This window comes from Amycolatopsis sp. 195334CR, from assembly GCF_017309385.1.
Classification (GTDB): domain Bacteria; phylum Actinomycetota; class Actinomycetes; order Mycobacteriales; family Pseudonocardiaceae; genus Amycolatopsis.
In genome coordinates, this window is the sequence record NZ_JAFJMJ010000001.1 from 220,784 (window position 1) to 243,970 (window position 23,187).

General features: G+C 70.3%; 19 protein-coding genes. 7 read left to right on the plus strand and 12 right to left on the minus strand.

Annotated elements, in window-relative coordinates; genetic code table 11:
* Positions 1-12 precede the first annotated feature (12 nt).
* The 6 genes from JYK18_RS01075 to JYK18_RS01100 all read right to left on the minus strand — a co-directional run bounded on the left by JYK18_RS01075 (position 13) and on the right by JYK18_RS01100 (position 8,670).
* A complete protein-coding gene (locus JYK18_RS01075; protein ID WP_206799386.1) occupies positions 13-3,468 on the minus strand; it encodes a ThuA domain-containing protein in 3,456 nt (1,151 codons plus the stop codon).
* A gap of 116 nt (positions 3,469-3,584) precedes the next feature.
* Positions 3,585-4,583, minus strand: a complete 999-nt coding sequence (locus JYK18_RS01080; protein WP_206799388.1) for a hypothetical protein — start codon at positions 4,581-4,583, stop codon at positions 3,585-3,587.
* Between the two features lie 151 nt (positions 4,584-4,734).
* Positions 4,735-5,895 (minus strand): Gfo/Idh/MocA family protein, encoded by a 1,161-nt coding sequence (locus tag JYK18_RS01085; protein WP_242578898.1) that lies wholly within the window; start codon positions 5,893-5,895, stop codon positions 4,735-4,737.
* Between the two features lie 39 nt (positions 5,896-5,934).
* The gene (locus JYK18_RS01090) at positions 5,935-6,747 is read right to left on the minus strand and encodes an ABC transporter ATP-binding protein (RefSeq protein ID WP_242578899.1); all 813 of its coding nucleotides are present in this window, start codon (positions 6,745-6,747) and stop codon (positions 5,935-5,937) included.
* 8 nt (positions 6,748-6,755) lie between these two features.
* A complete protein-coding gene (locus tag JYK18_RS01095; RefSeq protein ID WP_206799399.1) occupies positions 6,756-7,775 on the minus strand; it encodes an ABC transporter substrate-binding protein in 1,020 nt (339 codons plus the stop codon).
* Positions 7,776-7,791: 16 nt separating this feature from the next.
* On the minus strand, positions 7,792-8,670 hold the full coding sequence (locus tag JYK18_RS01100; protein WP_206799408.1) for an ABC transporter permease: 879 nt from the start codon (positions 8,668-8,670) through the stop codon (positions 7,792-7,794).
* A gap of 127 nt (positions 8,671-8,797) precedes the next feature.
* Here JYK18_RS01100 and JYK18_RS01105 point away from each other — a divergent pair, with 127 nt between their 5' ends.
* The 4 genes from JYK18_RS01105 to JYK18_RS01120 all read left to right on the plus strand — a co-directional run bounded on the left by JYK18_RS01105 (position 8,798) and on the right by JYK18_RS01120 (position 13,045).
* On the plus strand, positions 8,798-9,829 hold the full coding sequence (locus JYK18_RS01105) for a LacI family DNA-binding transcriptional regulator (protein ID WP_206799410.1): 1,032 nt from the start codon (positions 8,798-8,800) through the stop codon (positions 9,827-9,829).
* Positions 9,826-10,977 (plus strand): mandelate racemase/muconate lactonizing enzyme family protein, encoded by a 1,152-nt coding sequence (locus JYK18_RS01110; RefSeq protein ID WP_206799412.1) that lies wholly within the window; start codon positions 9,826-9,828, stop codon positions 10,975-10,977. Before JYK18_RS01105 ends, JYK18_RS01110 begins: the two co-directional genes overlap by 4 nt.
* 101 nt (positions 10,978-11,078) lie before the next feature.
* Entirely contained in the window at positions 11,079-12,236 is a 1,158-nt protein-coding gene (locus tag JYK18_RS01115; protein ID WP_206799414.1) for a dihydrodipicolinate synthase family protein, read from the plus strand.
* Complete coding sequence (locus JYK18_RS01120) at positions 12,236-13,045, plus strand: sugar phosphate isomerase/epimerase (protein WP_206799416.1); 810 nt, start codon at positions 12,236-12,238, stop codon at positions 13,043-13,045. The genes JYK18_RS01115 and JYK18_RS01120 overlap by 1 nt, the downstream gene beginning before the upstream one ends.
* On the opposite strand, the gene JYK18_RS01125 is transcribed toward JYK18_RS01120, so the two are convergent.
* Positions 13,042-13,872, minus strand: a complete 831-nt coding sequence (locus tag JYK18_RS01125) for a helix-turn-helix transcriptional regulator (protein WP_206799418.1) — start codon at positions 13,870-13,872, stop codon at positions 13,042-13,044. The genes JYK18_RS01120 and JYK18_RS01125 overlap by 4 nt on opposite strands.
* A 102-nt stretch (positions 13,873-13,974) precedes the next feature.
* Here JYK18_RS01125 and JYK18_RS01130 point away from each other — a divergent pair, with 102 nt between their 5' ends.
* Positions 13,975-14,952, plus strand: a complete 978-nt coding sequence (locus JYK18_RS01130; protein WP_206799420.1) for an NAD(P)-dependent oxidoreductase — start codon at positions 13,975-13,977, stop codon at positions 14,950-14,952.
* 7 nt (positions 14,953-14,959) lie between these two features.
* Here JYK18_RS01130 and JYK18_RS01135 read toward each other — a convergent pair whose 3' ends face one another.
* The 4 genes from JYK18_RS01135 to JYK18_RS01150 form a co-directional block, all read right to left on the minus strand.
* On the minus strand, positions 14,960-15,874 hold the full coding sequence (locus tag JYK18_RS01135) for an SMP-30/gluconolactonase/LRE family protein (protein ID WP_206799430.1): 915 nt from the start codon (positions 15,872-15,874) through the stop codon (positions 14,960-14,962).
* Between the two features lie 9 nt (positions 15,875-15,883).
* Positions 15,884-16,546, minus strand: a complete 663-nt coding sequence (locus JYK18_RS01140; protein WP_206799432.1) for a histidine phosphatase family protein — start codon at positions 16,544-16,546, stop codon at positions 15,884-15,886.
* Positions 16,546-17,298, minus strand: a complete 753-nt coding sequence (locus JYK18_RS01145; protein ID WP_206799435.1) for an SDR family oxidoreductase — start codon at positions 17,296-17,298, stop codon at positions 16,546-16,548. Before JYK18_RS01145 ends, JYK18_RS01140 begins: the two co-directional genes overlap by 1 nt.
* A gap of 76 nt (positions 17,299-17,374) precedes the next feature.
* Entirely contained in the window at positions 17,375-18,586 is a 1,212-nt protein-coding gene (locus JYK18_RS01150) for a S8 family peptidase (protein ID WP_206799437.1), read from the minus strand.
* Between the two features lie 230 nt (positions 18,587-18,816).
* Between JYK18_RS01150 and JYK18_RS01155 the strand changes: the two genes are divergently transcribed.
* The gene (locus JYK18_RS01155) at positions 18,817-19,707 is read left to right on the plus strand and encodes a hypothetical protein (protein ID WP_206799438.1); all 891 of its coding nucleotides are present in this window, start codon (positions 18,817-18,819) and stop codon (positions 19,705-19,707) included.
* 25 nt (positions 19,708-19,732) lie between these two features.
* Here JYK18_RS01155 and JYK18_RS01160 read toward each other — a convergent pair whose 3' ends face one another.
* The gene (locus tag JYK18_RS01160; protein WP_206799449.1) at positions 19,733-21,355 is read right to left on the minus strand and encodes an acyl-CoA synthetase; all 1,623 of its coding nucleotides are present in this window, start codon (positions 21,353-21,355) and stop codon (positions 19,733-19,735) included.
* Positions 21,356-21,486: 131 nt separating this feature from the next.
* Between JYK18_RS01160 and JYK18_RS01165 the strand changes: the two genes are divergently transcribed.
* Positions 21,487-23,187, plus strand: coding sequence for a bifunctional 3'-5' exonuclease/DNA polymerase (locus tag JYK18_RS01165; protein WP_374194977.1), 1,701 nt, complete (start codon positions 21,487-21,489; stop codon positions 23,185-23,187).

Genomic DNA, 23,187 nt, shown 5'->3' on the forward strand with positions numbered 1-23,187 from the left:
GTTGACCGTGACTCAGTTGACGGTGACGACGACGTGGCCGTTGCTGGTGACCCCGGTGTCGTCCACCACGGTCAGCCGGGCGGTGTAGCTGCCCTTGCGCGGGTACGCGTGGCTCGCGGTCTGGCCGTCCGCCTTGGTGTTGTCGCCGAAGTCCCAGTGGTACTCGGCGATCGTGCGACCGGCGGGCGGGGCGACCTTCGCGCTCAGCGCCACGGTCAGCGGCGCCGCACCCGACGCCGGGGTCGCGCTCACCGCCACTTCGGCGTTGATGCCCGGCAGGGTCGTGCCCTGTCCGTTGAACTGCACCCAGTCCAGCGAGAGCAGGTCCGCCTTGTCCGGTGCCCAGTCCGGGTTCACGAAGACCGCGTGCAGCTTCACCGGACGACCCGGATCGGTCAGCGGCACGGTCGGTGAGACGAGGTTGCCCCAGCCACCGGTGTTCGGGATGGACACCGAGCCGAGCAGCTGCCCGGTCGGCGAGTCCGCGCGGAACTCGATGGTGCCGCCGAGCCCACCGGAACCGGCGCCGACGGTGACCGAGCCGATGCCCTTGAGGTTGATCGGGTCGTAGGCGACCCAGTCACCGTGCTCGATCTCGCCCAGCCGCTTGCCCGCGGACGCGCCGCTGTTGCTGATCGTCTGCGCCCCGCCGTTGGCCCCGCCGGTGCCCTCGTGGTGCTCGGCCTCCTTGCGCTTCGGCTCGAGCGTCAGGTGCGCCGACCCGACCAGGCTCGGCGCGCCGCGGCCACCGGCGTCGGTGTAGGTGGCGCTGAGCGCGGCGTACAGGTTCTGCCCCGGTCCGTGGCTGCCGCCCGCGTCCGTCTGGACGGTGCCGGTGCAGCCGGTCACGTTGTCCATCGGGTGCAGGTGCGTGTCGTGCCCGAGCTGGGACTGGACCACCACCTTCGAGCAGTCGATCCGGCCGTCCTCGCGGTCGGTGACCTCGACGGTGAACGGGATCCTGTCCCCGAAGTCGAACATGCCGCCGTGCACCGGCGTGCTCACCTTGACCTCGGGCCGGGTGTTGCCGGGCGTGATCTCGGCAACCGCGACCCCGGTGAGGTCGTTCGTCGTGCTGGTCACCGTGAGCCGGGCGTCGAAGCGGCCGGGTTCGGTGTAGACGTGCGTCGGGTTCGGCTCGGTCGAGTCGACCGTGCCGTCGCCGTCGAAGTCCCAGGCGTAGGTGATCGGCTCGCCGTCCCCACCGCCGGTGCCCTCGCTGGAGAAGTTCACCGTCAGCGGCACGCGGCCGTTGTCCACCGAAGGCGTCACCTTGGCCGACGGCGCGCGGCCGTTCGCCACGTAGTCGATCCGGTAGATGCCGGCGCCCTCGTTGCTGCCACCGCGACCGGTACCGCTGCCCTCGCCGAAGTCGATCACGTACAGCGAGCCGTCCTGGCCGAACTCCGCCTCGAAGGGCTGGATCCAGCTCATCCCGCCGAGCATGCCGTTGATCGAGTTCAGGTCACCGGCCTTGACCGGGGGGAACTTCGGGTCGGTGAAGGTCTGATCGGCCTGCTGCACCGACATCGCCTTGAACCACTTGCGGGTCAGCTCGTAGTTGAGCCACTTGCCGTCGAAGTACTCGGGGAACTTGGTGACCAGCGGGTTGTCCGGGTTGTAGTCGTAGACCGGGCCACCCATCGGGCCGCCACCGCCGGTGCCCAGCTCGGGGAACTCCGCCGAAGCCGAGTAGGCGTACCACATCCACGCGGGCGTGGCCGGGGGCAATTCGGTCAGGCCGGTGTTGTTCGGCGAGTCGTTGACCAGCTTGCCGCAGTCGAACTTGCCCTTGTTCGTGTTGGTGGCGAAGTCCCAGTCGTTGAACGGGGTGTTGTTGCCGACGCAGAACGGCCAGCCCTGGTTGCCCGCCTTCGTGATCCGGTCGAACTCGACCGTGCCCTCCGGTCCGCGGTTCGGGTTCGCGCTGCGCGAGTCCGGGCCGTAGTCACCGACCAGCAGCGCGTTCGTCTGCGGGTCGACGGTGATCCGGAACGGGTTGCGCATCCCCATCACGTAGATCTCGGGCCGCGTCTTCTCGGTACCCGGCGGGAACAGGTTGCCCTCGGGCACGGTGTAGGTGCCGTCCGGCTGCGGGGTGATCCGCAGGACCTTGCCGCGCAGGTCGTTGGTGTTGCCCGCGGTGCCCTGGGCGTCCCAGGCCCGGCGGCCCTCGCGCTCGTCGATCGGCGAGAAGCCGTCGGAGGCGAACGGGTCGGTGTTGTCGCCGGTGGCGATGTAGAGGTTGCCGTCCTTGCCCATCGCCAGCGAACCGGCCATGTGCGAGTTGGCCCGGCCCTCACCGCGGAAGGTCGGCACCTCCAGCAGCCGCTTCTCGCTGGCCAGGTCGACGGTGTTGCCGGTGACGGTGAAGCGGGAGACGTTGAGCCGCTTCTCCACCTTGTCCGAATAGAGCAGGTACAGGTGGTTGTTCTCGGCGAAGTCCGGGTCCAGCGTGAGCCCGAGCAGCCCGTCCGACTGGCTGGTCATGTCCGAGCTGTACTGGAAGTCCAGCGCGGTGCTGACCTTCAGCGTCTGCTGGTCGATGATCTTCAGCGCGCCGGTGCGCTGGATGTAGAACACCCGGCGGTCCGGGGCGACGGCCAGCTCGAACGGGTCGGCCAGGCCCTGGGTCTGCAGCGGCACCCGCTGGAAGTTCTTGTTCTGGGTGGCCCCGCACTCACCGGGTTTGGCGCCCGAGGCCCACTCGATGCCGCCGAGCAGGTGCTTGAGGAACAGCGGATCGCTGAACTTCTCCTTGGCGTGCCCGCCGGCGGTGAACCAGGAGCGGCCGCCGTCGTAGTTCTGGCACCACGACCACGGGTGCTCCAGGCCCTGGTCCAGACCAGGGAGGCCGTCGCCCATCTTGATCTGGGCCAGCGTGTGCACCTTGCCGGTCGGGTTGACCTTCCAGTTGTACCACTCCTCGGTCTGCTCCCAGACCTCCGGAAGGTCCTTTGTGGAGGGGTGCACCCGGTCCAGCACCTTGACCCGGCCGACCTGCGGGGCCGGGTGGTGGCTGAAGATCGCGCCGACCAGGCCCTCGTACCAGGCCCAGTCGCGCTCGCTGGCCGAAGCCGCGTGGATGCCGGTGTAACCGCCACCGGCCTGGATGAACCGCTGGAAGGCGGCGCGCTGCTCGGCGTTGAGCAGATCGCCCTTCTCCGGCGTGGAGTTGGTGTTGTTGAAGATGATCGCGTCGAACCGGGCGAGGTTCGCGTCGGTGAACGCGGCGGCGTCGTCGGTGGCTTCGACGTCGAAGTCCTGTTCGGCCCCGAGCTTCTCGATCGCCGCGATCCCGGCCGGGATCGAGTCGTGGTAGAAGTTCGTGACCTTGGAGAACACCAGTACCGCGAATCTGGCCTGTGCCGCGGCCGGGGCCGCGGTCAGCGCCGCCGCCATGGCCGTGGCCAGCAGCAGCCCGGCCAGTGCCGACCACCTTTTTTTCGCACGGGACTTCAACCGCATCACGGGGTCCAACCTCTCTGTTGGCGTTCGCTGCGAAGCCGCGGTACGGCACCTGGCGGGTGCCGTACCGCGGTTTGGAGCTACTTCCCCAGCCCGTTCAGCGCGGTGTGTCTAGTTCAGAGCTGCGCGGGCCCAGCGACGGCGGCCGCGTTCTCGGCGGCGGAACGGCGCTGGTCGACCTTGGCCTGGGCCTCGGCCTCGGGGCTGACCGCGGCCGACCGGGCGGCGAACCCGGAAGCGGACGCGGACAGGTTCTCGAACTGCCCGGAGACGGTGCCGCGCACGCGGTTGTCCGCTCCGGTCGGAGCCGGGGAGTTGCCCGTGCCGGCGAGGTTGCCCCGGATGATGTTGTTGCTCACGCGCACGTCGGCGGTGTTGTCGGAGATCGTGACGTTCCCGCCCCAGTAGCTGGCCTGCGTGCAGCCGATGACCGGGCCGTCGGCGCCGATCTGCAGGGTGTGCGAGTTGCCGGTGTAGGTGGCGTTGCCGTAGACCTCACCACCGCAGAACACCGAGCCCAGCGTGGCGCCGGAGACGCTCAGGTTGGCGCCCACCACCACGTTGGTCAGGTCCAGGTAGGACACCCCGGTGCCGGTGACCGACTTGGCGAACTCCGAGTTCTCCGCGTACACCTCGCCGACGGTGGAGGTGACGTCACCGGCCACCTCGGCACCGCTGAGGAAGGCGTAGGTGGAGCGCTCGGGGTGGGCCGCGGCGGCGACCTTGACGTTGCCGCCGACCGGGCCACCGGAGAGGAAGGTGCCGTAGGCGTCGGTGAGCACCACGTCACCGGCGATCTTGGTGCCCTGCGCGTCGAAGAAGGCGTCGTCGGAGACCGCGACACCACCGTCGAAGGTGCCCCCGGTGACGACCAGGTTCGCTCCCGGCTCCACGGTCACCGAGCCGGTGACTCTGGTGCCGTCCAGCACGCACGACTTGCCCGTTGCCACGCGCAGCTCGCCGGGCACGGTCACCGCACCGCCGCTGCCCTCGCAGAAGGTGACAAAACCGGCACTCGCCGGGGTGGCCAGCGCGACCAGGCCCAGGCTGGAGCTGGCCGCGGCCAGCGTCAGCGCGGCCAGGGACCTGCTGCGGGCACGACTGAGACCGAACATGAGGACCTCTTCCGTTTCAGCGTCGTTTTAGTTCCGGTTGAGCTTTATTCAAGAATCTGAAAGAAAGCGCTATCAGTTACCCCTGTAAGACATTAGATTCGGATGCCTTGAAGTCAATCGAGCATTCGGGGCAACAGACTTCACGCAATACCTACAGCTTCAAATCCGGAACGTCAAGACGCCTGCCCTCGCGCCAGGCCTGTAATCCCAGTTCAGCGAGCTGGACCCCGCGCGCGCCGGCGAGGAAATCCCACGGGAATTCCTCACCCGAAACCACGTGCTTCAGGAAAAGCTCCCACTGAACCTTGAATCCGTTGTCGAACTGTTCGTTGTCCGGGACCTCCTGCCACTGGGCGCGAAAGTCCTGGCCGGCCGGGAGATCCGGGTTCCACACCGGCTTCGGCGTCATCGAGCGGTGCTGCACGCGGCAGCGCCGGAGCCCGGCCACCGCGCTGCCCTCGGTACCGTCCACCTGGAACTCGACCAGCTCGTCGCGGAACACCCGGGTCGCCCAGGACGAGTTGACCTGGGCGATGATGCCGCCCTCGAGCTCGAAGATGCCGTAGGCCGCGTCGTCCGCGGTGGCGGCATAAGCCTGCCCGGCCTCGTCGACCCGCTGCGGGATGTGGGTGGCACCCTGGCACTGGACGGTCCGCACGCCGGCGAAGATCTCCTCCAGCACGTACCGCCAATGACAAAACATGTCCACTATGATTCCGCCGCCGTCTTCGGCGCGGTAGTTCCACGAAGGCCGCTGCGCCTCCTGCCAGTCCCCTTCGAACACCCAGTAGCCGAACTCACCGCGCACCGAGAGGATCTGCCCGAAGAAACCGCCGTCGACGAGCCGCTTCAGTTTGCGCAAACCGGGCAGGAACAGCTTGTCCTGGACCACCCCGGCCTTGACCCCGGCGTCGCGGGCCAGCCTGGCCAGCTCCAGCGCGCCCTCGGTGTGCTCGGCGGTCGGCTTCTCGGTGTAGATGTGCTTGCCCGCCGCGATCGCCTTCTTGATCGCGTCCGCCCGCGCGCTGGTCACCTGGGCGTCGAAGTAGATCTCGGTGTCCGGCAGGGCCAGCGCCTCGTCCAGGTCGGTGGTCCACCGGTCGACGCCGTGGTCCTTGGCGATCGAGGCGAGCTTCGCCTCGCTGCGCCCGACCAGGATCGGCTCGGGCAGCAGCACGGCGCCGTCGGCGAGCCGGAGCCCGCCCTGCTCGCGAATGGCCAGGATGGACCGCAGCAGGTGCTGCCGGTACCCCATCCGGCCGGTCACGCCGTTCATCACGATCCCGATCGACCGCTGTTCAATCCCGGCCATCAGCCAGCCCTTTCCGGTGCGGTGAGAAGAAGTGGTGGATCAGTCGGCCGCGGCGGCGGAGCCGAGGTGGTCGCGGATCACCCTGGTCGCCCTGGCGAACTCCGGGTCGGCCATGGTCGGCGCGTAGTCGCGCTCGACCGGGAGGTCCACGTCGACCACGCCGGCGATGGTGCCCGGCCGCGCGGTCATCATCACCACGCGGTCGGCCAGGTAGACCGCCTCCGCGATGGAGTGCGTGACCAGCAGGATGGTGGTGCCGGTCTCCTGCCAGATGCGCCGCAGCTCGACGTTCATCTGCTCCCTGGTCAGCGCGTCCAGCGCGCCGAAGGGCTCGTCCATCAGCAGCACCGGCGGCCGGTGCAGCAGCGCCCGGCACAGGGCCACGCGCTGCTGCATACCCCCGGACAGCTCGTGCGGGTAAGCGTCCTCGAAGCCGGCCAGGCCGGTCATCTCGATCAGCTCGTCCGCCCGGCGCCGCGCCGCCCCCGGCTCCATCTTGCGCATCTCCGCCTGCAGCAGGATGTTCTTGCGGGCCGAGCGCCACTCCAGCAGTGCCGCCCGCTGGAACACGTAACCGATGTCGCGGCGCGGCCCGGTCACCTCGGCGCCGAGCACGCGCACCCCGCCGGTCGACGGCTTGAGCAGGCCCGAGGCCAGCTTCAGCAGGGTCGACTTGCCGCAGCCGGACGGGCCGACGATGGCGACGAACTCGCCCGGCTCGACCTTCAGCGTCACCTCGTGCAGCGCGGTGACGTCCCGCTTCTTGGTCCGGAAGCGGACCGCGACGTCGGTCAGTTCGACCGCGTGCCCGGTGCCGGTGGGCGTGATCGGCATGGCTTCAGCCGTGCTCATGTCGTCGGTCATCCCTTCGGGGCGAGCGCGCCGTCCCAGTAGGCGCTGGGCTCTTCGGCCTTCTGGATCACGCCGGCGCCGGCGAAGATCTCGATCGTCTTGCGCCAGTCGGTCTCGTCGTTGACCCCCGGCGCCTTGCCCTGCGTGGCCTGGGTGTTGAGCAGTTCCAGGGTCTTGGCGAACTGCTCGGTCAGCACGGTCTTCGACGGCAGCTGCTCCGAGGAGCCCTGCATCGCGTCCACCGCGGCGGCCTGGTCGCCCTTGGCCGCGGTCCACGCCTCACTGGACGCGGTGACCATGCGCTGCACCAGGTCCTTGCGCTCGGTGAGGGTTTTCTGCGAGGTGAGCAGGCCGTTGGAGAAGAAGCTCAGCCCGTGCTCGGCGAAGCGGAGGTAGGAGACCTGCTTGCCCGCCTTCTCCTGCATGGTCGGGCCCTGGTCGGTGGCGTAGCCGAGCAGCGCGTCGGTCTGCCCCGACATGACCGCGGCCATCTTGCCCGCCGCGTCGGTGTTCTGCAGGGTCACGTCGCCCTCGGCGAGTCCGTTCGCCTTGAGGAAGGCGGGAAAGGTCTTGCTCAGCGCGTCACCGGCGGTGCTGGCGATCTTCTTCCCCTTGAGATCGGCGGGTGTGGCTATTCCCTTGTCCGAGAAGAACTGCACCGAAGAGGGCGTCGTCTGCAGGAAAACGCCGACGCTCTTGACCTTCATTCCCTGCCCGACGCCGGCCAGCAACGCGGGCGTGTCGGCCCAGCCGAAATCGGTTTGGTCGGCCGAAGTGGCCTGCACCGTTTTCTGCGAACCCTGACCGGCTCGGATTTCCAGGTCGATCCCGTGCTTTTCGAAGATCTTCTTGTTCTTGCCGTAGTAGAACGGGGCGTGTTCGCCGTACGGGTACCAGTTCAGCGTGAGCGTGACCTTGTCCAGGGTCTTGCCGTCGGCACTGGTCGACTGCGGCGTTTCCGAGCCACCGCAACCGGTGGCCAGCAGCAGCACCGCGGCGGCTCCTGCGGCGAGTGCGCGGAGTTTCATTCTGAACGCCTCTTCTCTACAGCGTTGTAGTGACGTTGTCGGACCGGCGGCTGGCGTGCCACGGCAGCACGAGCGCCTCCAGCCATTCCACGATCAGGAAGAGCAGCACACCCATCAGCGAAATGATCACCAGTCCGGCGAACAGCGTCGGGGTGTCGAAGTTCCCGTTGGCCTGCTGGATGATGAAGCCGAGTCCCTCCTCGGAACCGACGAACTCACCCACCACGGCCCCGGTCACCGCCATCGTGGCGGCCACCTTCAGCCCGGAGAACAGGTGCGGCAGCGAAGCCGGGAAGCGGATCTTCCAGAAGGTCTGCCACGGCTTGGCACCCATGGTGGCGGACAGTTCCAGCATTTCCGGGTCGATCGACTTCAGGCCGGTGACCATCGAGATGACCACCGGGAAGAAGGCCATCAGCACCGCCACGATCACCTTCGGGCCGAGCCCGAAACCCAGCCACACCACAAAAAGCGGCGCGACGGCGATCTTCGGGATCACCTGGGCGAACAGCAGCAGCGGGTAGAGGCTCTTCTCGATCGTGGTGGAGTACACCATGATCACCGCGGCGAACACGCCGATCACCGTGGCGATCACGAAGCCCAGCAGGGTTTCGTAGGTGGTGGTCCAGGCGTGGTCGAGGAAGTAGTCGGGTTTGGCGAGGATCGTTTCGAGCGTGACGCCCGGTGAGGCGACTTCGTACGGCTCCACCAGTTCCGCCGCGGTGATCGCCCACCAGCCGGCGAACAGCAACGCCAGCAGGACGAACGGCCGCCAAGACCGTTCCAGGAAGCGGAGCAGCCGATCGCCCGCACCGGGCCGCGCCCGTTCGGCGACGCCGTCCGGTGAATCTCCCACCGACTGCCCGAGTCCCTCGGTCGGGGTTCGCGTGACCATGACCCTCCGTCCTGCGACCACACCCGAAGGTGCGCTTCCCGGCCTGAATGCGCTTTCTGAATGCGCTTTCAGGTAGAGTATGCACACCAGACAGACCGGTCAAGGAGTTCGCCAGAGGGGAGCCGTGATGAACGGTCGTCCGCACGTCACGCTCGAGGACGTGGCCCGCGCCGCCGAGGTTTCCCTGGCGACGGCGTCGAGAGCGCTCAACGGCACCACCAAGGTGCGCGCCGACCTGCGGGACCGCGTGGTCGCGGCGGCCGAGGAACTGGCCTACACGCCCAACGCGCACGCGCAGGCGCTCGCCGGGGCCTCGCACCGCACGGTCGGCGTCATCTGCCACGACGTGAGCGACCCGTACTTCGCCGCCATCGCGCGCGGGGTGATGCGGGTGGCCGGGGACAACGGCCTGCTGGTGATGCTGGCCAGCACCTTCCGCGACCCGCAGAAGGAGATCGCCTACGTGTCCATGCTGCGCGCGCAGCGGGCTTCGGCGATCCTGCTGATCGGTTCCGGGTTCGAGGACAAGACCTGGGAGAAGGCGCTGGCCGCGGAGATCGACCCGTACCGCCGCGGTGGCGGCCAGGTGGCGGTGGTCAGCAGGCACCGCACGCTCCGGGTGGACACCGTGCAACCGGAGAACCGCGAGGGCGCCACCGCGCTGGCGAAAGCCCTGCTGGCGCAGGGACATCGCCGGTTCGCCGTGCTGTCCGGACCGCGGGCACTGACCACAGTGGTCGATCGGCTCGGCGGTTTCCGCGAGGGCCTTGCCGAAGCCGGGATCGAACTGGACGACGCCGACATCGTCGAAGCGCCGTTCACCCGCGACGGCGGCTACGACGCGATGAACGAGCTGATCTCGCGCGGCCTGGACAGCGGCTGCGTGTTCGCGGTGACCGACGTGATGGCCATCGGCGCGCTCACCGCGTTGCGCGAGGCGGGGATCTCGGTGCCCGGCCAGGTCTCGCTCGCCGGGTTCGACGACATCCCGGTGGTCCGCGACCTCGATCCCCCGCTGACCACGGTGGCGCTGCCGCTGGAGGAACTCGGCGAGAAGGCGATGGAATTGGCGATCAAGGGCAACAAGGGCAGCCGCAGCCGGATCCTGCGCCTGGCCGGCGAGGTGGTGCTGCGCTCGAGCACGGCGGCGCGGCGATGAAGGACCTGGTGGTCGACCGGGTCGAGACCTTCGCCGTGGCGCTGCCGACGCTGCGTTCGTTCGGCGTGGCGGGCGGGGCGGTCGCGGTGGCCGGGCGGCCCAGCGTGCGCGTGCTGGTGAAGGTCAGCGCGAACGGGGTCAGCGGCTGGGGCGAGGCCACGCCCATTCCGGCGTGGACCTACGAAACCGCCGAGTCCATCGTCTCCACCATCGACCGCTACCTGGCGCCGGCGATCCTGGGCCGGCCGTGCTGGGACCTCGACGGGGTGACCGCGGTGTTCGACCGGGCGATCAACCGGGGCTTCTCGATCGGTGCGCCACTCGCGAAATCGGCCGTCGACCTGGCCTTGCACGATCTGCTGGGGCGGGCGCTCGGGGTGCCGGTCGGGGTGTTGTGGGGGCAGCGCCGGACCGAGGAGATCGAGCTGGGCTGGATGGTCTCCGGGCAGACGCCCGGCGAGGTGGCCGAGCGCGTGGCCGAGGGCCGGGAGGCCGGTTATCGCGCGTTCAAGGTGAAGATCGGGCTGCACAACGAAGATCTGGACGTCGTTCGGGCCGTGCGGGAGGCAGCCGGGCCGGACGCGCCGCTGTGGGTGGACGCGAACCAGGCGTACGCGGTGGACGAGGCCGTGCGGATCTCGCGGGTGCTGTCCGAATTGGACGTTCACGCCTTCGAACAGCCGTTGCCCGCCAACGACGTGGTCGGGCTGGGCCGGTTGCGCGCGGAGTCGGCGGTGCCGGTGGCGCTGGACGAGAGCCTGCGGCACCCCAGCGACCTGGCCACTTTCGTGAAACTGGGCGCGGTCGACGTGGCGATCGCGAAGGTGCAGCGCAGTGGCGGCTTGACGTTGTCGCGGCGGTTGTGCGCGCTGGCGGAGGACAGCGGCGTGCGGTTGATGGGCTCCGGCCTGACCGACTCGGATCTGGGGCTGGCGGCTTCGCTGCACCTGTTCGCCGCGTTCGGCATCAGCACACCGGTGGACCTGAACGGCAGGCAGTTCGTCGATTCCGCTTATGCCACCGGGGAAACCGTGCGCCTGGACGGCGGTACCGCGCACGTGCCGACCGGCCCGGGCCTCGGCGTGGAGGTCGATGAAGCAGTGGTGCGGGAACTTTCCTTGGATGTCCTGACCGCGGGAGTGCCTTGATGAGCGGTCCAGCCGCAGAACTGCACTGACGGCCTCTTGTCGTTCCGCGGAGTTTTGCCTACCTTGTTGAGAAAGCGCTTTCAATCCACGGGAGTCCGCCGATGAGCCCTTTGCTGTTGCCCACGCGCGAGCGGACGCTCGAGCCCTTCTCCCCCACCGGCCGGACCGCGCCGCTCCCCGCACCGGCTCCGGTCACCTCCCGGGTGGCCTACGCGGCCGTGCACGTGGTCGCCGATCCGCTGGCCGCCGGGGATCCGGCGCACGAGGTGCGCGTCGACTGGGACACCACGCTGCGCTTCCGCCACCACCTGTGGAACACCGGGCTGGGCGTGGCCGAGGCGATGGACACCGCGCAGCGCGGCATGGGCCTGGACTGGGCGACCACGCGGGAGCTGATCCGGCGCACCGGCGCCGAGGCGCGTGCTTCCGGCGGGCGCTGGTGCGCCGGGGTCGGCACCGACCAGCTGCCGCCGGGACCCGCGTCGATGGACGCCATCGTCGAGGCGTGGCGGGAACAGCTCGCGCTGGTCAGCGCGGCGGGCGCGGTGCCGGTGGTGATGGCGAGCCGCGCGCTGGCCGCGGTCGCGAACGGGCCGGAGGACTACCACGCGGCCTACGGCAGGCTGCTGGCCGACGCCGACGGGCCGGTGCTGCTGCACTGGCTCGGCGAGCAGTTCGACCCGGCGCTGGCCGGGTACTGGGGGCACGCGGACGTCCGCGACGCCGCCGCGGAACTGGCGAAGTTGTGCACCGAGCACGCCGCCACCATCGCCGGGGTGAAGGTTTCCGTGCTGGACGCGGAGATCGAGGTCGGCTTCCGCCGGGCGCTGCCCGCCGGGGTGTCCTGCTACACCGGGGACGACTTCAACTACCCGGAACTGATCGCGGGCGACGAGCAGGGGCACAGCGAGGCGCTGCTCGGCATCTTCGACCCGATCGCGCGGGTCGCGGGCGCGGCGTTGAACCGGCTCGATTCCGGTGACGTGCAAGGCTTCCGGGAGTTGCTGGACCCGACCGTGGCCCTGTCGCGGGAGATCTTCCGCGCGCCGACCCCGCACTACAAGGTGGGTGTGGTGTTCCTGGCCCACCTGATGGGGCACCAGGACCACTTCCGGATGATCGGCGGGCTGGAGTCGGCGCGGTCGATCGTGCACCTGTCCGACGTGCTGCGCCTGGCCGACGCGGCGGGCGTGCTGGAGGACCCGGATCTCGCGGTGGCGCGGATGCGCTCGCTGCTGAGCGTGGCGGGGGTGGCGTGATGGACAAGCTGAGCCTGAACCAGATCACCACGAACTCGTGGTCGCTGCCGGAAGCCGTGCGCGGCTGCGCGGAATCCGGGGTGGGGTGGATCGCCTTCTGGCGGAACAAGGTGGACGAGGTCGGCGTCGACGAAGCCGCGCGGCTCGTGAAGGAACACGGACTTCGGGTTTCTTCGTTGTGCCGTGGGGGTTTCTTCACCGGCGTGCAGCCGGACGGGTCCCCTGTGGACGGTGTGGCGGACACGCGCGTGGCCATCGATGAGGCCGCCCGGCTGGGTGCCGAGGTGCTGGTGCTGGTGGTCGGCGGGATCGCCGGTGGAGACCTGGTGCGCTCGCGGCAGCTGGTGGCGGACGCGGTGGAGGAACTGGTACCGCTCGCGCTGGACCGCGGGGTCCGGCTGGGCCTGGAGCCGCTGCACCCGATGCAGTGCGCCGAGCGGTCGGTGTTGTCCACTTTGGACCAAGCGCTGGCGATCGCCGAACCGTACCCGGCGGAGGCGGTGGGCGTGGTGGTGGACGAGTTCCACGTGTGGTGGGACCCGCGGATCGAGGACCTGATCGCGAAGGCGGCCGGGCGGATCGCCGGGTTCCACGTGTGCGACCAGCTGGTCCCGCTGACCGACACGCTGATGGGCCGCGCCCTGCCCGGCAACGGCCCGATCGACCACCGGCGGCTGCGTGCCTGCGTCGAAGCCGCGGGCTACGACGGCCCGATCGAGGTGGAGGTCTTCAACAAGGAACTCTGGGCGCGACCGGGACAAGAGGTGCTCGCGGAGACCATCGAGGCCTACCGGAACCACGTGGCCTAGCTCTTCGAGGTCATCTCCTGCAGGCCGATGGTCGCCAGCAGGTCGAACTTGCTCCTGGCCTCCGCGTTGCGCGGGGTGTCCACCACCAGGCGGAGGTTCGTGTTCTGCGTGGTGAGCACGTTGGAGTCGACCGCGATGTCCCCCACCTCCGGGTGGGCGACGATCTTGTGCGCGCCCTGGTGGTCGCCCACCGACCGGAGCGCCCACAGTTCGCGGAACCGGGGAGCGCGGTCGAGCCGGGCGACCAGCGCACCGACGACCGGGTCCGCCGGGTACCGGCTGGTCGTCGCGCGCAGGTCGGCGACCAGCGACTCCTCGAAGGCGACCCGCTCCGCCGGGGTCTGCCGGATCCGGGTCGCGTGGTGCTCGAACTGGGCGATCAGCGCGTTGCGCTCGTCGTCGCCCACGCTGGTCGGATCGCCGAAGACCGCCGCGAACAACGGGTTCCAGTGCAGCAGCTGCCAGGCGGCGTCGAACACCCCGACCGGGCTGGCGGCGAGCTGCTCCACGATCCGGTGCACGCTGGCCGGGACCAGGCGCGGAATGCGGGCCGGGTCGGCGGCGTGGCCGGCCAGCCGCAGGAGGTGGGCCTGCTCGTCGTCGGACAGCCGCAGTGCGCGGGCGAGTGCCGAGCAGACCTGCGCCGACGGGGTCGACGCCCGGCCCTGTTCGAGCCGGACCACGTATTCGGCGGAGATGCCGGCCAGCTGCGCCAGTTCGCCCCGCCGCAGGCCGGCCACCCGGCGGGGTGACTGGTGCGGGAGCCCGACGGCGCCGGGGTCGAGCCGGTCCCGCCACGCCCGCAGTGCGACACCGAGTTCGGTCATGGACGTCATCTTCCCGCAGGTTCGCGCTCGTGACGTGGTACCAGCTGTACCAGGAAGAACGGTGGCTTCCACCGGACCGGCGCGCGGCCCAGCATCGGTCCCATGGACATCTTCCTCACCGGCGGCAGTGGGTTCGCCGGAAAGCACCTCATCAGCAGGCTGATCGCGGACGGCCACACCGTGTGGGCGCTGGCCCGCGGTCCCGAAGCCGCGCGGCGGGTGGAGCGGGCCGGGGCGACGCCGGTCCTCGGCGATCTCGCCGACTTCCACTCCGGCGAAGCGCCTGCCTGGACGGCCGCCCTCGACCGGTGCGCGGCGGTGATCCACGCGGCCGCGCGCATGGAATTCTGGGGACCGGACGCCGGCTTCGAGCGGGACAACCACCTGCCGACCGTGGCCCTGTTCCGCGCCTCGGCCGCCGCGGGCGTCCAGCGGTTCGTGCTGATCAGCGCCGCCGCCGTGTCGACGGACCGGCGCGGCAAGCCCGCGGTGGTCGACGAGGCGACGCCGACCGGACGGCCGATCATCGCCTACGGCCGGGTCAAGCTCGCGACCGAACGCGCGCTGGCGCGGACCACCACGCCCGGGATGACGCTGGTCACGCTGCGGCCGCCGTTCATCTGGGGCCGGGGCATGACCACGATGCGCGAGGCGGCGGCCGGGCAGTTCGCCTGGATCGACCACGGACGGCACGTCATGGACTTCGTCCACGTCGGCAACCTCGCCAGCGCGACGGCCGCGGCGCTGACCCGCGGCAAGGACCGCGGCGTCTACTACGTCACCGACGGCACCCCGATGCCGATCCGGGACTTCTTCACCGCGCTGCTGAAGACCATGGGTGCCGACGTCAGCCGCGCGCGGAGTTTTCCGCTCGCCGTCGCCTCACCGGTCGCCGGGGTGCTCGACCGGGTGTGGCGGCTGGCGCGCCGCCCCACGCCGCCGCCGCTGACCAACTGGCTGGTCGCGATCATGGGCCGCGACCGCAGCTACGACATCACCCGCGCCCGCGCGGAGCTGGGGTACCGGCCGGAGGTGACCGTCGACGCCGGAATGGCCGAGCTGCACGAGACAGCCGTGTAGGGCCGGGCTAGCGGGCGGTGACCGCGATCGCTCGTTCCTCCAGGCTGCCGAGGTACAGCAGCCCGTCCCGCTCCCGCACCCCGGTGGCCATGTGGAAGCCGGGGATCTCACCGCGGAGGTCGTGCACCACGGTCCCGTCCGTGGAGATCCCGAGCACGCCCGTGGTCCTGGCCGGGTTCGGTTGCAGACCGGCGGGCAGCCGCCGGACGCCGAGGCGCAGCGGGGCGGGCAGGCGCCGGACGAGGTCGAGCGCCGGCACGCGCGGGCTCGCCTGCGTCACCCAGATCAACCCGTCACCACCGGTCGAGATGTTGTCCGGGTACCCCGCCAGGTCCGAGGCCAGCAGATCGCTGCGCCCCGAGCCGTCCAGCCAGTACCGCCGGACGGCGAACGCGCCCGTCTCCGCGACCGCCACGAACGACTCGTCCGGCGCCAGCGCCACCCCGTTCGCGAACTGCAGTCCGGCGCCCACCAGGGAAATCTCCCCGTCCGGCGCCCGCCGCAGCAACCGCCCGCCGGCGTGCTGCTCGATCAGGTCCTCCCGCCAGGCCGACAGCGGGAAGCGGTCCGACGAATCCGAGAAGTAGATGGTGCCGTCCGCGGCGACCGCGGCGTTGTTGCACACCAGGATCGGCTTGCCCAGCGCCGAAGTGGCCAGCGCCTTCACCGCGCCCGACGTCGGCGACACCACCAGCAACCCGCGCGAGGCGTCGCAGACCAGCAGGTCCTCGCCGTAGAGCTCCAGGCCGAGCGGGCGCCCGCCGGTGTCGGCGACCAGGTCGATCCGGCGCCCGTCGTCGGTGAGCCGGATGATCCGGCCGTCATCGAGTCCGGTGTAGACGGCACCGTCGGCGGCCACCACCACGTCTTCCGGCCCGTGCCCGTTCACCGGGAACAAGCGGACCTGGCCGAACGGCTTCATGGGAACTCCTCAACGGTAGGTGAGCAGAGCTTCGGCTTCCCCCGAGAAGTGCGCGTGTTCGTTGAACGACAGCAGGCTCACCCCACCACGTCCGGAGACGAGCTTGGTGATCCCGCCGTTGACCGTCACCCGGTTGAACTTCACCAGTCCGGCTTCCGGGGTCCCGGTCAGCGCCCCGCAGATCACCGCGATCACCCCGCCCGAGGTGAACACCGCCGCGTCCTGCCCCTTGCCCAGCGCGCCGGCCAGATCCGCCAGCGCGCCGGAAACCCGGTGCAGGAACGCGGGCCAGCTCTCCGCGCACGGGCTCTCGTCACCGGCCAGCACCCAGTCGACCAGCGCCTGGTCCAGCGCGGCCTGGAAGGCACGCGGATCGGCGCTGTCCTGCGAGATGCCGCCGCCGTGGTGCTGGGCGATGTCGATGTGGTCGTACTCGTTCCACCGGGCGTCCTCACCGACCTCGGCCGGACCGCCCAGCACCTTCAGCGCGCCCGCCGCGGTCGCCCGCTGCCGCGACAGCGAACCGCAGCGCGCCTGCGCGAACTCCACCCCGCGCCGCGCGAGTTCGGCACCGACCACTTCGGACTGCCGAATACCGCGGTCGGAGAGCCGGTCGTAGTCCTCGGCGCCGAAGGACGCCTGCCCGTGCCGGATCAGGTAGATCGCGCCCATCAGGCGAACTTCCGCAGCAGCGAGGTCGGCGCCAGCCGGACCACCAGGCTCAGCGGCAGCCACGGGAAGGTCGGCACGAACGCCTTGCCCGGTTCGCGTTCGATGGCCTTGACCATCGCCACCGCCCCGGCCTCGGCGCCGACCTGCAGCGGGTTGCGGCGGGACGCGCGTGCGGTCATCTCGGAGTCGATGTACCCGGGGAGCAGCGTGGTCACCTTGATCGGGGTGCCGGTCATCTCGGCCCGGATGCCCTCGGCCAGCGCGGCCAGCCCCGACTTGGACGAGGCGTAGGCGGTCATGTTCTTCGGCAGCCCGCGCAGGGCGGTGAACGAGGAGACAAAAACGAGGTGCCCGGCGCCCTGGTCGCGGAAGATCTCCATCCCGGCTTCGGCCTGCGCGAGCGCGGCGACGAAGTTCGTTTCCAGCGTCTGCTTGTTGGCGTCGAACCGGCCGGTGCCCACCGGCTGCCCCTTGCCGAGACCGGCGTTGACGATCACCCGGTCCACCGTGCCGAACTCCTCGCGGAACTCCTTGAACACGGCGAACACGCGGTCGTGGTCGGTCACGTCGAGCGCCTGGGTCAGCACGGTCACCCCGTGCGCCTCCCGCAGTTCGGCGGCCAGCGCGTCCAGGCGGTCGGTCCGGCGCGCGCACAACGCCAGATCCCGGCCGCGAGCGGCGAACTGGCGGGCCATGCCCTCCCCGAGACCGGAGCTGGCGCCGGTGATCACGATCCTCTTCCGCACGGTCATGCCCCACACCGTACTAGCAAGTAACAAGCGGGGCCCGGCGTTCGCGCCGGGCCCCGCTCGATTGCTCAGCTCAAGCTCACTTACCGGTGTAGAGCAGCTTGTTCGGGGTGCCCGAACCCGGGTTGGTGATCTTGTCCGGGGTGGCCGCGCCGGTCAGGGCCTCGGCCACGTCGGCCGGGGTGGCCGACTCGTTGGCCGCCAGGTACAGCGCCGCGGCGCCGACCACGTGCGGGGTGGCCATCGAGGTGCCGCTGATGGTCTTCTCGGCCCCGTCGTTCCAGGCGGAGGTGATGTCCGTGCCCGGGGCGTAGATGTCGACGATCTCACCGAAGTTGGAGAAGGTCGACTGGGCGTCCTGGTCGTCGCTGGAGGCCACGGTGATGGCTTCCTTGACGCGGGCGGGCGAGTAGTCGTTGGCGTCGGCCGAGTCGTTGCCCGCCGCCACCGCGAAGGTCACGCCCTTGCCGATGGCGCCCTGGACCGCGGCGTCGAGCGCCTCGTCCGCGCCGCCACCGAGGCTCATGTTCGCCACGGACGGGCCGCTGGCGTTCTCGGCGACCCAGTCGATCCCGCCGACGACCTGCTCGGTGGTGCCGCTGCCGTTGTCGTCCAGCACCCGGACCGGGACGATCTTGACGCCCTTGGCCAGGCCGTACTCCTTGCCGCCGATGGTGCCGGCCACGTGCGTGCCGTGCCCGTTGCCGTCGGAGGGGTCGTCGTCGTTGTCGATCAGGTCCTTGCCACCGGACACCCGGCCTTCGAAGGTCGGGTGGTCGGCCAGCACACCGGTGTCGACCACGTACGCGGTGACGTTCTCCGCGGTGGTGTCGTAGTTGTAGGCCTTGTCCAGCGGGAGGTCCTTCTGGTCCACCCGGTCCAGCCCCCACGACGGCGGGTTCTGCTGGGTCTCGGTGGCGTGCACCGTCTTGTTCTGCGAGACGAAGGCGACCTTGGAGTCGGCCGCGAGCTTCTTGGCCTCGGCCGCGGTGGCCTTGATCGAGAAGCCTTCCAGCGCGGAGCTGTAGGTCCGGCTGACCTCGGCGCCGTACTGCGAGGCCAGGGTCTGCGCCTGCGTGCTCACCGCCGCCTTGACGTCACCCTGCGCGGCGGCACCACCCTTGAGCACCACGATGTAGCTGTCCGCGACGGCATTGGCGTCGTTGGCGCCGAGGATCTGGCCTTCCGCCGCTTGCACGGGGCCCGCGGTGAAGGCGGCCACCGCTGCCGTGATGCCCGCGGCGGCGACACCTGCCGTGGTACCGCGCCGAAGCTTCCGAGAGTTCGCCATGAGCTGCCTTTCTCGTTCCCGACCTGGGTTGCGTGGCAGCCATGCAATCCCGGCGGCGGACACCCCGGCAATGATTCACAGTTACCAGTACTGGGCCGTTCACCCGTACGTGATTACTCCGTTCGGAGTACAAGTTAGCACCGAGCTACCAACCGAAGTCGTTACAGATCACTGCTAATGTTCTCCCTATCGTTACCGACGAGTAGCCGGTCCCGGGGGTGGGAAATCGCATGGCCGAGGAGCCGACCGCGTTCGCCGCCGCGCTGCGCGGCGCCATTTCCGGCAGCGGCCTGAGCCTGGACCGGATTCAGGCCCGATTGCAGTCCCGCGGGGTTTCGGTCAGCGTGACCGCGCTCAGTTACTGGCAGTCCGGAAAACGGCAGCCGGAACGGGCCAGCTCCATTTCCGCGGTGCGGGTGCTGGAGGAGGTGCTGGAGCTGACCAGCGGGGCGCTGCTGGGGCTCCTCCCGCCGCCCCGGCCGAGGGGCGCTTCGTCCCGTCGCGGGCGCTCCGTGCCCACCCCGGCACAGACCGTGCTGAAGCCGATGCTGGACCGCATCGGCGCACCCCACGCGCTCGACCAGCAGCAGTCGCTGAAGCTCGTCGGACTGCACGATCACTGCGCGGTGGGCGGGAACGACGCGCCGCGGGTGGTCACCGCGCGGGCCGTGTTCCAGGCCACCGCGGACGCGCAGGACCGGTGGCTGCTGGTGTACGACCAGGGCCAGCCGGAGGCCCCCGAACTGACCGCGTTGCGCAACTGCCACCTCGGCCAGGTGGAGGTGGACAGCGAGCACGGGCTGACCGTGGCGGAGCTGCTGTTCGACCGGCCCATCGACCGGGGTGAGACGCAGCTGATCGAGTACTCGCTGACCAATGAGGGACCACCCAACCCGGAATGGCGGCGGGCGCAGTTCCGCGAATTCCACCGGCCGGTGCGGGAATACCTCTTGGAAGTAAGTTTCCACCAGCAAAAGATTCCGGAGAAATGTTGGCAGTACACCCGGCGGAACACCCGGGAACCGGAAGCCCGCCGGGAGCTGAAAATCGACGACGCGAACGCGGTCCACGCGGTCGCGCTCGACTTCGGCCCCGGCGTGTTCGGGATCGAGTGGAGCTGACCTACTTTCGTAGGTGATCTTGCGGCTACTTCAGCTGTGAACGAAGGACTTTGCCGGTCGCGTTGCGGGGTAGCTCGCCGAGGAACTCGACGTCCCGCGGCACCTTGTAGCGCGCCAGGTTCGCCTTCACGTACGACCGGATCTCCTCTTCGCCCAGGTCAGCGCCCTCAGCCGGGACCACGAACGCCTTCAGGCGCTGGCCGAACTCGTCATCGGCTACCCCGATCACCGCAGCCTCAATCACGTCCTCGCGTTCGACGAGCAGGTTCTCCACTTCGATCGGGAAGACGTTCTCACCACCTGAGACGATCATCTCGTCGTCCCGGCCGTCGATGAACAGCAGGCCGTTCTCGTCGAAGTGGCCGACGTCCCCGCTGGACAGCAGGCCGTCGATGATCTCCTTGTGCCTGCCGTCGGTGTAGCCGGTGAAGCTGAGCCCGCTGCCGACGAACACCCGCCCGGTCACGCCCGGCTCGGTGATCCGCACGCCCTGGTCGTCGTAGAGCACCACCTTGCAGCCGACCGGCGCGCGCCCGACCGTGCCCGGCGCCTTCCGCCAGTCCTCCGGCGTGGCCACCGTGGCCACCGCGACCTCGGTCGAGCCGTAGAGGTTGTGCACCACGTCGCCGAACAGCTTGGTCGCCCGGTTGCCGAGGTCCGGCGAGAGCGCCGAGCCGGCCACGAAGATGATCCGCAGCGACGAGGTGTCGTACTTCGCGATCACCTCGGGAGCGAGGTCGACGATCCGCTGCAGCATGGTCGGCACCACCACCAGCGCGGTGCAGCGGTGCTCGGCGATCCCGCGCAGCGTGGCCTCCGGGTCGAACTTGCGCCGCAGCACCACCTTCGACCCGAGCGCGAAGGACAGGATGGACTGCGACAGGCCGGTGGCGTGGAACATCGGCGCGGCGAGGAAGGTGCTCTCCCCCACCCGCAGCGGGACGCGGTCGAGCAGCTGCGCCGAGTCCAGCGCGGAGACGCTCGGCCGCGGCGCTCCCTTCGGCGTGCCGGTGGTACCGCTGGTCAGCAGCACGAAACCGCCGGGCTTCGGCGGGTTCGGCAGCGGGCGGTCGTCGGCGCTGGCGATCAGCTCGTCGAGCACCGGCACGTCGTGCTCGCCACTGCCGGGCTCGGTCCAGGCGAGGTAGCGGTCGCCGTCCACACCGGACAGGAGTTCGGTGAACTCCTCGTCGTAGACCAGCGCCTTGACCTTCTCGCGCTGGGCCACGTCGGTCAGCTGGGGTTTCGCGAAGCCGGTGTTCATCAGCAGCAGGCGGGCGCCGAGCTTGCCGGTGGCGAGCGTGGCGATCACCAGCCCGCGGTGGTCGCGGCAGAGCGCGGCGACCACGGTGTCCACCCCGATGCCGCGCTCGGACCAGGCCCTGGCCAGCGCGTTCGAGCGGTCGTCGAGCTGCTTGAAGGTCAGCGGGCCGAGTTCGTCGACCAGGCCGACGGCCTGGGCGTTGCGGCGGGCCGAGATGTGGTTGGCCCCGGCGAACGGGCCGAACCGGCGCACCGCGACCAGCGAGCGCAGCCCTTCGTCGAGTCTCGGGAAGGGGACCAGCCCGGCCTGCCACAGCACCCCGACGCTCCGCGCGGTGTCCGTCACCTTGGTGACCAGCTCGGAAACAGTGGTCGGGTACTTCATCCGGGCACCTCCGTTGCTGCGGCGGACGGGTTTGCCATACCGACGGTATGCGCAGTTCGACAGTATTCGGACCGCGCCGCCCTTGTCGAGGGTGCCGGTTTCTGTCGGTGGCGAGGCGCACAATCTCCGGTGTGCACTTGTTCGTGGTGGATGAAGGAGAGGAGCGGTACTCGCTGCGTGCACGCGGTTCGGCCCAGGTGGCCGGGTCGGACATGGTGAGCGCGGCCGAGCTGGCCAAGCGCGTGGCCGAGCTGGAGCGGGAGCACCGGCCGCGCTGGGTCTTCCCGGCGGCGCACCAGGTGTACCCGGTGCTGCTGCGGGCCGGGGTGCGGGTCGATCGCGGGCACGACCTGTCCCTGGTCGAGGGCCTGCTGCTGGCGGCGGAGGGCAAGTCCGGCGAGCCGAAGGGGCTGGCCGGGGCGTGGGCGCGGCTGAAGGGGCTGGAGCCGCCACCCGATCCCCCGCCACCGCACGAGACGGCGCAGCCGGCGCTGTTCGACGCCCGCGGTTCCGGGCTGCCGCCGGGCACGCGGGCGACCGACGCGGCGGAGGCGGTGCTGGACGCGCAGGAGCGGCGGATCGCGGCGACCCCGCACCCGGAGCGGTTCCGGCTGCTCACCGCGGCCGAGTCGGCGAGCGGGCTGGCCGCCGCCGAGATGGCCTTCGACGGGCTGCCCTGGCGCGCGGACGTACACGACCAGCTGCTCACCGAGTTGCTCGGCCCGCGGGTCCCGGCCGGGCAGCGGCCGCGGCGGCTGGCGGAACTGGCTGAGGAGATCAGCGCGGCTTTCGGCGGGCGGCCGGTGAACCCGGACCACCCGCCCGGTGTGGTGAAGGCGTTTGCCCACGCGGGTATCGACGTGCCGTCGGCGCGGGCGCACGTGCTGCGGGGTGTCGAGCACCCGGCGGTGGCGCCGCTGCTGGAGTACAAGGAGCTGTCGCGGCTGCATTCGGCGACCGGCTGGGCGTGGCTGGACACGTGGGTGCGGGGTGACCGGTTCCGGCCGATCTGGGTGGTCGGCGGGGTGGTGTCCGGGCGGTGGGCCAGTGGCGGCGGGGCGGCGCTGCAGATCCCGCGCACGCTGCGGGTGTGCGTCCGGGCCGATCCGGGGTGGAAGCTGGTGGTCGCGGACGCCGCGCAGCTGGAGCCGCGGGTGCTGACCGCGTTGTCCGGGGACCGGCGGCTCGCTGAGGTCTCGGGCGCGACGGACCTGTACACCAGCCTGGCCGAGGCGATGTTCGCCGGCGGACGGACGGTGCCCGGGCCGCGGAGCAGCGAACTGGACGACCGGGGCCGGGCGAAGATCGCCATGCTCTCGGCGATGTACGGCGGCACTTCGGGGGAGGCGGGTCCGCTGCTGGCGTTGCTGCGCCAGCGGTTCCCGGCCGCGGTGTCCTATGTGGAGCACGCGGCCCTGGCCGGGGAACGCGGTGAGCGCGTGGTGTCGCGCCTCGGCCGGACCTCGCCGTCGCCGTCGGCCGCGTGGCGCGCCCTGACCGGCGACGCCTCCGGCTCGTCCGACGCCCGCGCCCTGCGCGCGGCGCGCGACTGGGGCCGGTTCACCCGGAACTTCGTGGTGCAGGCCAGTGCCGCGGACTGGACCGCGGTGCTGATCGCCACCCTGCGGCTACGCCTGCCGCCGCCGGCGCACCTGGTCTTCTTCCAGCACGACGAGGTGATCGTGCACGCGCCGGAGGAGCTGGCGGCCGCGGTGCAGACGTGCATCACGGACGCGGTGGAGGAGACGTCGGCACTGGTGTTCGGCGCCTCCTGCCCGGTCCGCTTCCCCCTGCACATCTCCACCGTCGACACCTACGCGGATGCGAAGTAG